We start from the raw sequence: 12,915 nt of genomic DNA on the forward strand, positions 1-12,915 counted from the left end.
CGGTGCCTCAGCGGGCAGGACCGGCGGCGGATCAGTGCCGTGCGGTCTTGCCCGCGCCCCACAGTGCGATCGCCGCCATCAGCAGCGAGATCAGCACATTGTAGCCGGCCAGCGACAGGCCCAAAAAGCGCCACTGCACCTCGTCGCAGCGGATCACCTTCACGGTGTCGAGGCGCTCCAGCAGGCTGCCGGCCTTGCCGAGATCGACCACCGGACCCGAACAGTCCGTCGGACCCTGCCAGAATGTCCATTCGACGCCGGCGTGATAACCGCCGAGCACCGCATTGGCGAGCGCCGCCAGCACCAGCACAACGAGGCCGGTCACAACCAGGCCGCGCGGCGCGTCCCTGGCGGCCGCAATCGCCACCAGCACCGCCAGCGGGATCGCGAGATAATAGGCATAGCGCTGTTCGAGGCAGAGCGGGCACGGCCGGATATCCAGTACCAGCTGGAAGAACCAGGCCCCCGCCAGCGTCGCCAAGGCGATCAGGCCGACTACCAGTGCGGCGACCAGCGCCGGGTTGGATGAGGCATGCACGGGCGCGGATTGAGGGGCGGTCTGGGCAGTCACGGTGCTCTCCGGAGTGGCTGTTGCGTCCTATCCCGGGGCACACACCCTGTCGAGGCAGCCTTGATCACACTGGAGTGTGCGCGGCGGCCAATCTGGCCAAACCGCAGGTTGACCCGCCGCCCGCGCCCGCTATATTCCGCCCGCTTCGCGCCCCCGGTCTCCGGCCGGCGTCCGAAGGCCCCTGTGGCGGAATTGGTAGACGCGCTCGACTCAAAATCGAGTTCCGCAAGGAGTGCTGGTTCGATTCCGGCCAGGGGCACCACGAAGCAGTTTCCAGACGTTCATCACCGTTCGCGATCATGCAAAAAGACTTGTAAAAACAAGCCTTTCTTGCTCTCTGACGTTCGCAGCGGGTCACGGCAATTCGCACAATCTGTTGGTATCGGTGTTGGTATCCAGGAAATTGCCGTTGGTATCATGTTGGTATCGGCCGCGAGTTGGTGGGGTTGGGAATGGCGCAGCTTTCAGATCGGAAATGTCAGACCGCAAAGCCGGGCGAGCGCGTAGTGAAGTTGTCTGATGGCGACGGCTTGCAACTCTGGATCATGCCGACCGGCGCAAAGCTTTGGCGCCTCGCCTATCGGTATGATGGCAAACAAAAGCTACTCGCTATTGGCTCCTATCCCATCGTTTCGTTGGTGAGCGCGCGCCGCAAACGTGACGATGCGCGCAAGCTGCTTGTGGACGGCAAAGACCCAGGCGCACAGAAGAAGCTCGACAAGGCCGCAAGGCTCATAGCGAACGCCAACACCTTTAACGCCCTCGCCGACGATTATCTGGCGAAGATGAAGCGTAACCACCGCGCCGAGACGACCATCCGCAAGGTCGAATGGTTGCTGAACCATGCCCGCCCGTCCCTAGGACAACGACCGATCAGCGAAATCGAGCCCGTTGAGGTTCTGGCGGTCCTTCGGCCGATCGAGGCCGCCGGGAAATTGGAGACGGCAACCCGTGTCCGGGAAACCATCGGCGCGGTGTTTCGGCACGCCATTCAGACGGTGCGGGCAAAGGCCGATCCGACGCAAGCATTGCGTGGGGCCATCGCCACGCCCAAGGTCAAGCCACGCGCTGCCATCATCGATCCAGTGGCGTTTGGTGGCTTGTTGCGGGCCGTTGACGGTTTCATGGGCCAGCCGACCACCAAAGCATCGCTGCAACTTGCGGCCCTGCTTGCCTGCCGTCCCGGCGAACTACGCCACGCGAAATGGGTCGAATTTGACCTGGATAACCGCGCGTGGAGCATTCCGGCCGAGCGCATGAAAATGCGCCGCCCGCACCGCGTTCCGCTGCCAGCGCAAGCTGTTGCAATCCTCAAAGCTCTGCATCTGGTCACGGGGCGGGCCGCCGGTGGCCTTGTGTTTCCCGGCCTGCGGTCGGCGCACCGGGCCATTTCCGAAAACACCATGAACGGGGCACTTCGGCGTCTCGGGTATTCGCAGGATGAAGCCACCGCGCACGGCTTCCGTTCGACCTTCAGTACGTTGGCAAACCAAAGCGGAAAGTGGAACCCCGACGCGATCGAGGCCGCACTGGCGCACATCGAACCGAACGAGGTGCGTCGCGCCTATGCCCGCGGTGACTATTTCGACGAACGTGTGAAGCTCATGGCTTGGTGGGCCGACTATTGCGACACGCTGCGCGAGCGGCGGCAAGATTTTGAAATTTCAAGGAAGCCACGATCGCGAGGTCCAGATAAGCAGCGTCTTGCCCTGACTTGACCGGCTGTGGATGGTCGGTTTGCTCACCTTAGATGAACGCCACCTCATGCTTAAATGGTGCGCGCGGATTCGCGCGGTCTCCAATGAATGGCGCGAGATAAGTGGATGCTGAACGTGGTGCGGCCTGATCCCGATGACTTCGATCCAGACCAGGAGTTGTTTTGGACGTTCCCGATGGCAATCGCGTGGGTTGGTTGGCGCGATGTAACCAAAGTCCGCGATCAATGGGACAAATATCGCAAGGCGTGGTCGGAATACGCCACTGAACAGAATCTTAGTGACGGAAAAGCTCCAATGCTGAGAGCGTCAGTTGTCACGGTTTCAATAAGATCGCGCCCGAAAGCGGCCCTGATAAGACTATTGCTCAACGCGTGTGCGGAGAACAAGATCACTGCCATAGGAAAGAACGCGACTGGCAGGCCTGTGGAAATCCAATCGTATGAATTCTCCTCGCTCTCACTTCACTCAGTTACCGCGGCCCCGCTATCGAAGAAGGTACTCACCCCCGGGCTTGGACGAAAGCCTCCATTAGACGGATTTGAAGACGTGCTCGTGTTTGACGAAAACCGTTTTGAGCCGGCTTACGTGGATATCAAATTCCGACGCGATGAAATCAAAAAGACATGGCCGGTTATGGCGGCAGGCAAGGCTGGCCGTCCGCCCACTTACGATTGGCCGCTCATTAACCAAAGAATAGTCGAGCGCGTGAAGAAAAGAGGTAGGTCGCTGAAAGATACGGCAGACCTAATCGCATTGATCCGGTTGATTCAGGACGAGATCGACCCCAACAAAAGCCCTGACGATAAGACCATTCGGGAAGCGATCAAGACCCACGGGCTTGATGTTGCCGCAGGAGTGAAACCGGGAAATCGCCGGCGATAATTTCCCGGTATTACGGGGATTTCCCGGTATCAAAGCCCGGGCAATTCCTTGTCTGACCGCACGCAATCGAGCGCACAAAGCGGTCAGAAAGGAACTTAGAAATGTCCTCCCATCTCGCCGCTGATCTAAGTCAGCTCGCTATTCCCGGCGGTGCAATGACGATCGCGGAATTCTGCAACTGGGCGCGTATCGGCAGAACGATGGCGTATGCCGAGATCAAAGCGGGACGGCTAGTACTCCGGAAAGCGGGTGCCAAGTCTCTGATCTCCAGAGACGCCGCCGAAGCGTGGCTTCATTCGTTGCCCGTCGTCGCGACCGCGAACTGACCTTCCCAACAGCAATGCCTTTCGCGGGCCTCTCTCAAAGAGAAGGCCCGCGCCGCCTGCAAGCGGTCACGGGCCAGAAAGAATTCACATGCTTACCCTAGAATATCTTGAGGGGACCTACAATCCTGTAGGCCGCCCTGGGATCTTTGACGATCCAACCTCATGGACATCGCTACAACTTGAAATGGTTGTGTTGGTAGCGAATGCTAAGTTCGAACGTTTCCTCGACGTTGCTGAATACATCGCTGGCCTTGTCCGCCAAGGGTTGGTTACGAAGCAAGACGCCGTAGACCTGCTGCACGAAGTCGCGCTCTATAATGCGCTGTACGTGGAGTATGGACGCGATCGAATTCACAGCATCATCGCCACACCCTTCAGATCGGAGGTTGCGTGATGCTGCTCCCAATCGCACGTGCTGGCGCGAGGGTCGTCACCAAATCGGCGCTCGCCTTGGTCAATGAGCAAGCTTGTTCGCTCGTCAATGATGTAAGGACCGGACACATTACATTTGCCGACGCAGTTAAGATGCTGGAGGACACCTCACCCTACAGGCAGCTTATTCAGGATCATGGGCTGCAACTCGCTCGATACATCCTGGCGAATAGCCTCAGCATGTGGCGGGCACATGAGCATCGTTGATCATGCTGGCCTCGACAACGTTGCTCTGGATAACATTGCGATGCGCCACGATCAGAGACAGGAGCGAAATCGAGCTGGATTTCGCTACGAGTTGATGTCGGAGTTCGGCGTCCACGCCTTGCGGAAGAACTGGATTTTGAAAGGGATCCTCGCGAGAGGAGAGACAACCGCGTGGGTCGGTAAGCCTGGCTCGTTAAAATCGGCTTTGATGGCGGATCTCTGCCTTGCTGTGGCTGGCGGAAAAGACTGGCGCGGAAATCGCAGTAAAGCTGCGTGTGGCGTCGTCTACTTTGCACTTGAGCGGGTGGACCTCGTGCGGCGTAGACTTCGAGCTGGCTGGCCGCCGACCGAGAGCGACCCACCGATCGCCGTCGTCCCCGAGACTATGAATCTCATGGATCTCCGCACCGTTGAAAGGGTGATCGCCATCATCAATGACGTGAATGAGCGCATACGGCCGCACAAAGTTGGTCTGATTGTGATCGACACCTTTGCCAAGGCTATTGCCGCCGGCGGTGGTGATGAAAACTCCGCCAAGGACCAAGGAGTCTGTTTCGCTAATCTTGCGCGCATTAAGAGCGCAACGAGTGTCCATGTCGCGATTGTCGGCCATACCGGCAAGGACGAGGCGCGGGGTATGCGCGGCTCCAACGCCAGCTATGGCGACGTGGACGTCATGGTGGAGATTTCGGGCGATCAAGTGAAGACTGCAACCGTAACTAAAGCCAACGATCGGCCCGAAGGCCCTTTGCTATCTTTCGGGTCGAAAATTATCGAGCTGGGCGTCGACGAGGACGGTGATCCCGTCACGGTCAACATCGTGAGCCAAGAGGCCGTTGAAACCGGCTCTGGCGGTTCAGAAACGGTTCGGCTGACGGCCAATCAGCAGACCTTCTACCGCATCCTGTACGACGCCGGCGATCGAGGCCTTGCCCTCGAGGAATGGAATGAACAGGCCCGGCAAGCGGGATTGGGTGAACGGCGCAGGGCCGACTTGCTGGATCTGCGGAAAGCGCTACTCGATAAGCGGCTCGTCCGGGAAAGTGGCGGACGTTGGTATATCGATCATACCTAATCGGGACGAATGGGTTACGTTCGGTTCGCTTTCCTATTAGCGACGTAACCGAACGTAACGCGCCATTTGTTCGCGGCTGTTCACTTTTGGAGGAACTGGACGAAGAACAGGACTGAGCGAGGTCGGCCAACAAGTTACACGCTCGAAATGGGAGATCGGGTGTACTGGCTGATATCTCATGGGCTGTCTATAACAGCGGCAGCTGGCGCAATGGGTATTGCCCGTGCGACCATTCATAACGGGATGAAGAGATATCCGGAATTATTGGACTCTGTAAGAGGGCCAAGCTGCGCGCGTCTACAAGCTCGAAACTGAGATGCTCAATGCCGATATACGGCGCCGCAGCCTTGACCATATCGTGTGGACGCTCACCGTCTGCATATGCGTCTCGCATAATCCGCAGCATGGAATCCAGAGGGGCAATTCCGGCTGCCGAAATGGGCCTGTCAGATGCTTATTGGGGGCGCTCGTCTTTCGCCCTGCGTTAGGTCTTGCTCCTCCTCTAGCCATTCGATTTTATTTCAGTCCGAATGATTTTCGCGGGGGTCACAAAAAGGCATATGAACGACGAGCCTAAAAGGGCGAATACTTCGCGTTCTCAGTCAAGTTGAGCAGGCGGAACGAGAGCAAGCGGAACCATCGAGAATGGGTCGAACAGGAGCGATCGGAGGGCTGCCCGGATCCCGAAAACCCCGTTGTGTTGGCAGCTTGGCAGCTTGGTTACGATAAGCAATGTGCAGAAGAATATGCTGACTTCAGACGCATGATGGACGAGGAAGACGAAGAGCTTGAGCGTATCCGAGACAGTCGCCCGCTGTGCGTGCCCCCTCCAATTGAACCTAGGAGTATCCACTCTTCCGTCCCGCAGCCCCCGTGGAAGCGAAAACTGCGCCCTTAGGAATTCTTCACCTTGCCCCGGTCAAAACGTAAGATGCCGTCATCCCGAGATGTCGCAGATTTTATGGTCGAAGAACTCAATCAAACCGACGCCCTCTACCAAGGCACAATCGCGCACAAGATTTCCAATAGATCTGATCGCGAGCTTAAACCGAAGTTTGAGATGAGCCTCGATAAATCGATTCCAGATCTAGCCACCGTCCTTAATTTCGGCGCGCGTCATAATCCGGATGTGTGGTTGAAGCACGTCAGGCTACTGCCGCATTGTTCTGAGCTCCAGACCGCACTGAAAATCGCCCGGTCGGAGGATTTTTTTACTAGAAGGCAGGTTTTTCAACTTGCGCAGCACGATGCAGCCACTGGAGTTATAGCGGCGATGGTCTGGGGTTTTCCCAGAGGAGGTCCAAGAGGACGACATGAAGGATTTGTCCGAGCGTTCAACGCAGTTTCAAAATTTGTCGATATTCTCGACAGTGCGCGCGCAAAACCAACCGATGCAGTCACCTCTATTCGCTTGCTGAACGACGTTGTTTCTGGGGTCGGATTCGCCACAACGAGCAAGATCCTTTATTTCACCGAATTGAATTTCAATGAAGGTAAGGCGCTAATTTTCGATCGCAACGTCATAAAGGCGATTATCGATCGGACCTCACCTTGGTCCAGCAGCTTTCCTAAGACTAGAGAGCTTTTAGGTACCTCGTATCACTGGTACGGACGAGCTGCAAACGCCTATGGCACATACGTGCGCGAAGCGCACGAGACCGCGGCTTTGCTCTCCGGTTCAATGCAGAACGTGTGCCCGTCACAAGTCGAAACGGCGCTATTCTTGACAAAAGCACGTCCAGGCACATGGCGAGCGTCAGCTTAGCCCGGTGGCCAGATTTATCGATGATCGAGCGGACGCTCGAGGGCCCTTGCACGGAGGCACCCACATGAGCCGCGGCGCGTGATCCAAGCGTATCGGTCGCCGTCGAGACCTTCCGGTCAAGCCGCCCCTTCAACATGGGTACTCGCTCGGTGAATTGATGATTCCCGCCTCGATACCCCTTTTCTTACCATGCCAATTGCTTGGAAAGGCACCCCGCTCAGTATGCTGGCCGACTGCATCGTCTCAACGAGCGTAGCGAAGTGATCATTTTTATGATTATGCGATACCGATCCTCGATCCCATGGCGGCGAAACGCCGCGCTGGCTATCAGGTGATAAAAATAACTTTGCCGATATATACGTCTCGTTACAGCTTATGCCGTCATGATTCTTGGAGACGTTGCCAGTCCAAGGAATACAAGCGCGGCTCAATTGAGGCGTAGGATATCTGGTCGGAGGTTGGTCGAAGTCGCACGCGGGTCAAAAAGGCAGACCCTTTCATCGGCTTACACAATAAGAGAACATCACAGCAATCTCGTTTGCGCCTGCACCTAAGGATTTCGAATGGGTGAAATCGTTTTATCGTTTAGCGGACATCCTTACATGTGTGAGGATTGCTGGTTAGACAGTGGCAAGAAGGTAACGGCTCTAGTCAGAATGATGCCAGAAGTTATCGTTGCGGAATTCGGCAACCGGAAAGACTACATTGGCGTTGAATACTGGTGCTGCCCATGCTGCTATCGTCCGAAAAAGCCAGTCCGGAAATCCGTTGAGAAGAAGCCGAAGGATCGCCAGAGGTCGGAATACGACCTCAAGTGGAGAAAACTTTATGGCGGCGCCATTCGCGGACATCAGTTGTGCGAGTGGTGGGATGCCTCGGTAAGCGATGCTGAAAAAGCACGCATCCGCACAGCGCGTGGCAACAAAAGCGTTGATGGTGTCAACTCAGTACCATGGCTCGGCGGATCCAGCGCTGACTATCTGAGCAACCTCGCATTGCACTATGTTGCCCCAGTTGATTTGATCTTGGCAGCAAAACTGCTCGACAAATCCATCGACTTAGTGAGCGAGAAGGACATCCCGAAATCGCTCTCGTTTCACTCAAATAAAATCGATATGATCTTCAAAGCAAGCCGCGGAGACGAAGATCTCCTGCCGATCTTGATGTCCGCGTGCCAAGCAATGATCGAATATTCTCGACCACGAGCAACCTATTTCAAGGTGCCGGTGGCCCATGTCGGATATCAGAAGCTTTATCAGCACCTGATTTCGATGGGAGACGTAAACGGCGCCCTCAGTTTGGCGAGGGAAGCGTTGGATGGGCGTTGGCTAGGTGACTGGCAGAGGCGCGTTGCTCGCGGAGAGAAGTCGATCAAGCCGAAATAGCGGATGCAACGTTCTTTGCGTTCAGGCATTTCGATCGAGTGATCTCAAGATCGTACTGAGACAATGAATCGCTTCGGTTGTCTCTTCGCATCGTTCGTCGAGGCCTCTTTTGCGTTCGCCCGCTGGCAGCAATTAAGCGCTGAAGACGGAGCATAACCGATTGATGAGTTACGTCCGTCATCGCCGATGTTAGAGAGAGCATCTCCACCGTGATGGTGGAAAGGGACACTGTTCAGGCGAACTGATGCGAATCGAAATTCCAATGGCGCGTTTCTCTCCCGAATGGCGAACATTTTGCGTCTATTCCGGACATCATCTGCCTGACGCTGCTATAAGCTCCGAGCACGTTATTCCTCGCGCGCTCGGCGGGAAGGGCGCGACGACAATCCCATGCAGCAAAGCTGTCAATTCCCGTATCGGTCACGAGATAGATACAAAGGTCACCAATGATCCGATAATCATGTTTGGCCGCCGCGACACCGACATGAGGGGCAATAGTCGCCAAGCGCCTCGTGCGATTTTGAAACGCGCAGCATCGTGGAAACGAGGCGAGGTTTGGTACGACGCAGAATTGAAGTACAACGTTGAGGTTCCGAAGGAGGGCCCGCCAAAAGTGTACGACACCAGGACGGGACAATTCCTTCACCCGAGTATTCTTGCGAGTACTGGCTTCGCAATCCCGGCTATGCAAATTGACAGCAACGCACGAGCTAGGTTTGTCGCCAAGACGCTGCTTGGTCTGGGGTGGAAGATCTTCGGCGAGGCATTTCTCGCTACCGCACAAACCGATGCGCTTCGCTCAATGATTGGAACATGCAAGGATCCTTTGAGCAATCAAGCGAGGCTTTATTATATTGATCCATTCGTATTGCGAGCCGATGATCCTGTGCTTGACGCGTTTCGCCTTCTTCAAGAGCGAACCATTCAGAAGGATCGCACGAGCATCCTGATGCGACATACAGATTTCGGAATTGAGTGGAGCATCTGTTGCGTTGGATATTTCGTCGGCTCACTAATCTATCCGGTCCATCAACGGCTCTTGCCGGACAAAATCCCGCACAATGGCGGGGTTCGCATAACCATCGAGAATGAACGGCTGGTCTTTGATGCCGTGGATCCATTTCCTTCACCATGGGGCCCGCCTGCAGCCCCTTGAGCAGCCCACCATTCGAGCAAACAGATCAGCAAACCCTACACCGGAGCCAGGAAGTTGATGCTTTTCGCCTTCACTGCGAGCTAATCGGCCACGCCTCAATCGACGCGGGGCAGCTTCGCGCAATTTGCGACGCGCGTTGCTCGGCATTCATTAGTCCGCGTCTCATTTAGACTTCTGGATCGAAATCCAGTATGCAAGATTAGGAACTTGCAATATTTTCAGAGTTGTAAGAGACCGACCCCTCAGAGCGCTGGCGCTTGACGCTTCTCCAGGCCCACTTGGGGATTTGCGGAGCATCCTTGTTGATCTCGTTTAATCGGCGGCGATAGGCTAGAGCCGTCTGTACGGCTTTTTCGCAAACCGATGAATCGGGAAACTCCGTCTCCCAATTCTTACAGTCTCTCCACAAGCCATGCAGATTCTCCGCAGTAGAGCGATGGCGCGTTGCTGCTTCGTTCAAATTTAAGAATGTGCCAATGCCAGTCAGCATACTAACAGCCAGACTTAAAAAGACTGGAAGTTGCTGAAATGAAACGACGGTTTTCGTGTCTGCGGCTAACATCCATGTTAGCGCAATGGACATCAGTGTTGCCGGTACGCCGATTAGCCAGCGGTTCAACGTGCTGTAGACTTGTGCTGCATGCCAATGCGCCAATTTTGAAATCTCAGTATCTTCGAGATGCCGCAAAACTTCGTCGCAGACCCGATGAAAGTGCGGTTCGTCAAAAGTCATCTGTTAATACCACTGTCAGCAATAATACTTATTAGTCTATCGGCGGCGGCCCGATACTCCGATGCGTCAGTCGCAGAGATAGTTATGGATTCATCCCATTCAGCCATCACCCCTACGGTGTAGATATAGACGATCGCCGCTCGCGCCTCTTCGGACTGAATGCGAGAGACGATATGGAGAACCGCAGAGCTTGTTCCATCATATGGGACCGCGCGCTGTTCGAGCCATGCAAAGATACGGTCTCTAGCTGCTATCCAGAACATTACTATCGCTTGCCGGTAATGTTGCGAGTGAAACAACGTTGAACCGGCAGCCACAAACTCCTCAGATTTGCGCAATTTTCGCTGAATGTCAGAAACCGACACCATGATTCCTCACATTCGCAACAAACTGGGAAGCGGAGTTCCGATAGCTCAGTTCGCTAAGGGGAAAGCAGCTAATCGAACGACCTGACGATTTCATTGAGTTAGCGACAATGGGCGAGATCGCTCGGATAAACGCGATTGGGTCAGTCGCGTCTTCTAAGACAATTGCGATGTCAACATCCCTAGGGTTCTCTGCGGTGACGGTAGAGCCGTATAGGATAAACGCTACTGCATGACCTTCGCCAATGCAGGCTAAGATCTGTTGCTTAAGCGTCTGAAGAAGCGTTTCGATGGAAGCTGACACGATCCTGCAACCGATCACTGCGTTAAAAGTAGCAAGTATTTAGATAGCAAATTATAGCAGTTGGGGCGCGGGCTGGCCAGATCGGCGATGGTCGGCGCCAAATTTGCTAGCTCGCCTCGATGAATGCTTCGCCGGCGCATTTGAGCGACTCTCGCTCCAGTTGCATTATAGACCGAATCCGCCTCATGTACTACGCCACACTTGCCATTTTACGCGTTTGCGCTGCGCACTTCGGTCAGGAGCGTTCGGCGCGGCCAGCATAGTGATCGCTTCAGAAGGTAATCCATGTGGAAGGGCGTCCAGCAGCGATTTGAGCTGCTCAATTACGATTTGCTGCTCAAGTCAGACGAATTTCAGGATGGTTTAGCTAAGCAGCTAGGCATACGCCAAAAGCTTCAGAAGGCTTACTATGGCCATTCGACAGACGATCCACCGGGATTTGTAGTTGGATCTTGGGGAAAAGGGACCCAAGTTCGGCCACCAAAAGACTTAGACCTATTTTTCGTTCTGCCCAGCGAGGTATTTAGCCGAATTGAAGCAAGGGCAGGCAACAAGCAGTCGGCTCTTCTACAGGAGATTAGGGCGGAATTGCTGGATAAATATACTCAGTCAGATCTGAGAGCAGACGGACAGGTTGTCCTTATTGCCTTCAATTCGCTGGCGGTGGAGGTGGTTCCAGTCTTTGCAATCACTAACAACCAATTTGTAATGCCTGACACAAACGACGGTGGACGATGGAAGATCGTTGACCCTATCGCTCAGATAAAATTGGTGGATACGACAGATACTCAATGTGGTGGAAACGCAAGAAACCTTGCGAGAATGGTCAAGCTTTGGAAGCGTGAGAATAACGTACCTTTGAAATCATTTGTTCTAGAACTCTTAGTTGTTCACTTTCTTCGACAGCACCATAACGCTTCGAGGGATTTTTTTTGGTACGATTGGCTTGTCCGCGATTTCTTCATCTATCTTGGTAGTCTGGTAGGTGGTCAGCTAACTCTGCCAGGAACAGGCGATGTGATCCAACTTGGAACGGATTGGGCAAGGAAAGCGGAGACTGCTACTGAAATATCCTCAGTTGCATGCAGCTATGAATATAATGACTGGACCATCATCGCGGGTGAGGAATGGCAGAAGATATTCGGGACGCGAATTCGAGTTCACGTGAGCTAGACGCAGCTCGGCAGCAGTCGATCATTGACGAATGCCTTCGGCAGGAAGAATCGTGCCTTTACACATCGGTCACTTTACATATTTGGTTGCGACGGGTGCGTCGCCAGAAGCAGTTTTTTGCAATCACTCCGGTTTTGCTGGGTGGCTTCGCCGGCCTTTCCCTTTTGAAGAACCTCACACCTGAATGGTTCGTTGCGCTTCTCGCATTTGTTTCCGGTCTTTTGCCGGCCTTAAGCGATGCGCTTTCAATCCAAACAAGCGTAGATGAAACAACCCGTCTTGCGGCCGAATACAAGTCTCTTCAGGATCGATTCCGTCGCGTCGCGCGTATAACTGCATCGCAGGACGTGAATCAAGCTGAGAAGTTTCTTTCAGATTTGATGGACCGTATGGACGTAGCGAGGTCCACAAGCATAACGCCACCGGAATGGGCATTCATCGAAGCGCGAAAGAAGATCGCGGCTGGGCATTACAGTTTTACTGTGGACGGTAACTAATAAGTTCTGTCGGGTCACTTGTCGCCGGTCGAGGCGTATCGGCTCCAGCCAATCGATGCAGCCCTTGCTGCTGTTCAAAACTAGTCAATGCTGTATGGCGGATCGGAGGAACTCGTTTGGATCGTGTCTATCAGGTCTTCGTGAGTTCGACTTTCACCGACCTTGAGGAAGAGCGGCTTCAGGTTAGCAATACGCTTGCAAAAGCGGGCTATCTCGCTGCGTATGGAGCTATTTCCTACTACGGATCAGCACTTGATTTTATCAAGCGCATCATCGACCGGAGCGACTATTACGTGGTCAACCTCTAGCATCACAACGAACCAAGC

The 12,915-nt window shown here is 54.6% G+C and carries 14 protein-coding genes and 1 tRNA gene; 12 read left to right on the top strand and 3 right to left on the bottom strand.

Annotation, left to right across the window (positions count from 1 at the left end; all coding sequences use genetic code 11):
• Window positions 1-31 precede the first annotated feature (31 nt).
• Window positions 32-571, bottom strand: coding sequence for a disulfide bond formation protein B (locus AB7783_RS19970; protein WP_441278580.1), 540 nt, complete (start codon window positions 569-571; stop codon window positions 32-34).
• Window positions 572-748: 177 nt separating this feature from the next.
• Between AB7783_RS19970 and AB7783_RS19975 the strand changes: the two genes are divergently transcribed.
• The 9 genes from AB7783_RS19975 to AB7783_RS20015 all read left to right on the top strand — a co-directional run bounded on the left by AB7783_RS19975 (window position 749) and on the right by AB7783_RS20015 (window position 9,517).
• Window positions 749-833: transfer RNA gene (locus AB7783_RS19975), tRNA-Leu, on the top strand.
• Window positions 834-1,023: 190 nt separating this feature from the next.
• On the top strand, window positions 1,024-2,289 hold the full coding sequence (locus AB7783_RS19980; protein ID WP_441278581.1) for a tyrosine-type recombinase/integrase: 1,266 nt from the start codon (window positions 1,024-1,026) through the stop codon (window positions 2,287-2,289).
• Between the two features lie 105 nt (window positions 2,290-2,394).
• Window positions 2,395-3,171 carry a hypothetical protein gene (locus AB7783_RS19985; RefSeq protein WP_441278582.1) on the top strand — a complete coding sequence of 259 codons (777 nt, stop codon included), beginning with the start codon at window positions 2,395-2,397 and terminating at the stop codon, window positions 3,169-3,171.
• 101 nt (window positions 3,172-3,272) lie between these two features.
• Window positions 3,273-3,497, top strand: a complete 225-nt coding sequence (locus tag AB7783_RS19990) for a DNA-binding protein (RefSeq protein WP_441278583.1) — start codon at window positions 3,273-3,275, stop codon at window positions 3,495-3,497.
• 88 nt (window positions 3,498-3,585) lie between these two features.
• Complete coding sequence (locus AB7783_RS19995; protein ID WP_441278584.1) at window positions 3,586-3,891, top strand: hypothetical protein; 306 nt, start codon at window positions 3,586-3,588, stop codon at window positions 3,889-3,891.
• Between the two features lie 231 nt (window positions 3,892-4,122).
• Window positions 4,123-5,211 (top strand): AAA family ATPase, encoded by a 1,089-nt coding sequence (locus AB7783_RS20000; protein WP_441278585.1) that lies wholly within the window; start codon window positions 4,123-4,125, stop codon window positions 5,209-5,211.
• Between the two features lie 961 nt (window positions 5,212-6,172).
• On the top strand, window positions 6,173-6,976 hold the full coding sequence (locus tag AB7783_RS20005) for an 8-oxoguanine DNA glycosylase OGG fold protein (protein WP_441278586.1): 804 nt from the start codon (window positions 6,173-6,175) through the stop codon (window positions 6,974-6,976).
• A 563-nt stretch (window positions 6,977-7,539) separates the two neighbouring features.
• Window positions 7,540-8,361, top strand: coding sequence for a hypothetical protein (locus tag AB7783_RS20010; protein WP_441278587.1), 822 nt, complete (start codon window positions 7,540-7,542; stop codon window positions 8,359-8,361).
• Window positions 8,362-8,605: 244 nt separating this feature from the next.
• Complete coding sequence (locus AB7783_RS20015) at window positions 8,606-9,517, top strand: hypothetical protein (protein ID WP_441278588.1); 912 nt, start codon at window positions 8,606-8,608, stop codon at window positions 9,515-9,517.
• 199 nt (window positions 9,518-9,716) lie between these two features.
• Here AB7783_RS20015 and AB7783_RS20020 read toward each other — a convergent pair whose 3' ends face one another.
• Both AB7783_RS20020 and AB7783_RS20025 read right to left on the bottom strand, forming a co-directional pair.
• Window positions 9,717-10,250 (bottom strand): SLATT domain-containing protein, encoded by a 534-nt coding sequence (locus AB7783_RS20020; RefSeq protein ID WP_441278589.1) that lies wholly within the window; start codon window positions 10,248-10,250, stop codon window positions 9,717-9,719.
• Complete coding sequence (locus tag AB7783_RS20025; protein WP_441278590.1) at window positions 10,247-10,618, bottom strand: hypothetical protein; 372 nt, start codon at window positions 10,616-10,618, stop codon at window positions 10,247-10,249. Before AB7783_RS20025 ends, AB7783_RS20020 begins: the two co-directional genes overlap by 4 nt.
• A 586-nt stretch (window positions 10,619-11,204) precedes the next feature.
• Here AB7783_RS20025 and AB7783_RS20030 point away from each other — a divergent pair.
• The 3 genes from AB7783_RS20030 (at window position 11,205) to AB7783_RS20040 (ending at window position 12,897) form a co-directional block, all read left to right on the top strand.
• Window positions 11,205-12,092: an SMODS domain-containing nucleotidyltransferase gene (locus AB7783_RS20030; RefSeq protein ID WP_441278591.1), complete on the top strand. Its 888-nt coding sequence runs from the start codon at window positions 11,205-11,207 to the stop codon at window positions 12,090-12,092.
• Window positions 12,047-12,589 carry an SLATT domain-containing protein gene (locus tag AB7783_RS20035; protein ID WP_441278592.1) on the top strand — a complete coding sequence of 181 codons (543 nt, stop codon included), beginning with the start codon at window positions 12,047-12,049 and terminating at the stop codon, window positions 12,587-12,589. Before AB7783_RS20030 ends, AB7783_RS20035 begins: the two co-directional genes overlap by 46 nt.
• 116 nt (window positions 12,590-12,705) lie before the next feature.
• Window positions 12,706-12,897: a DUF4062 domain-containing protein gene (locus tag AB7783_RS20040; protein WP_441278593.1), complete on the top strand. Its 192-nt coding sequence runs from the start codon at window positions 12,706-12,708 to the stop codon at window positions 12,895-12,897.
• The last annotated feature ends 18 nt before the right edge of the window (window positions 12,898-12,915 follow it).

The organism is Tardiphaga sp. 172_B4_N1_3, from assembly GCF_052076035.1.
Lineage (GTDB): Bacteria > Pseudomonadota > Alphaproteobacteria > Rhizobiales > Xanthobacteraceae > Tardiphaga > Tardiphaga robiniae.

Excerpts from the sequence above, each read along its gene's own strand:
- AB7783_RS19980 (WP_441278581.1), top strand. The coding sequence starts at position 1,024 with ATGGCGCAGCTTTCAGATCGGAAATGTCAGACCGCAAAGCCGGGCGAG.
- AB7783_RS19985 (WP_441278582.1), top strand. The coding sequence starts at position 2,395 with ATGCTGAACGTGGTGCGGCCTGATCCCGATGACTTCGATCCAGACCAG.
- AB7783_RS19990 (WP_441278583.1), top strand. The coding sequence starts at position 3,273 with ATGTCCTCCCATCTCGCCGCTGATCTAAGTCAGCTCGCTATTCCCGGC.
- AB7783_RS19995 (WP_441278584.1), top strand. The coding sequence starts at position 3,586 with ATGCTTACCCTAGAATATCTTGAGGGGACCTACAATCCTGTAGGCCGC.
- AB7783_RS20000 (WP_441278585.1), top strand. The coding sequence starts at position 4,123 with ATGAGCATCGTTGATCATGCTGGCCTCGACAACGTTGCTCTGGATAAC.
- AB7783_RS20005 (WP_441278586.1), top strand. The coding sequence starts at position 6,173 with ATGGTCGAAGAACTCAATCAAACCGACGCCCTCTACCAAGGCACAATC.
- AB7783_RS20010 (WP_441278587.1), top strand. The coding sequence starts at position 7,540 with ATGGGTGAAATCGTTTTATCGTTTAGCGGACATCCTTACATGTGTGAG.
- AB7783_RS20015 (WP_441278588.1), top strand. The coding sequence starts at position 8,606 with ATGCGAATCGAAATTCCAATGGCGCGTTTCTCTCCCGAATGGCGAACA.
- AB7783_RS20020 (WP_441278589.1), bottom strand. The coding sequence starts at position 10,250 with ATGACTTTTGACGAACCGCACTTTCATCGGGTCTGCGACGAAGTTTTG.
- AB7783_RS20025 (WP_441278590.1), bottom strand. The coding sequence starts at position 10,618 with ATGGTGTCGGTTTCTGACATTCAGCGAAAATTGCGCAAATCTGAGGAG.
- AB7783_RS20030 (WP_441278591.1), top strand. The coding sequence starts at position 11,205 with ATGTGGAAGGGCGTCCAGCAGCGATTTGAGCTGCTCAATTACGATTTG.
- AB7783_RS20035 (WP_441278592.1), top strand. The coding sequence starts at position 12,047 with ATGGCAGAAGATATTCGGGACGCGAATTCGAGTTCACGTGAGCTAGAC.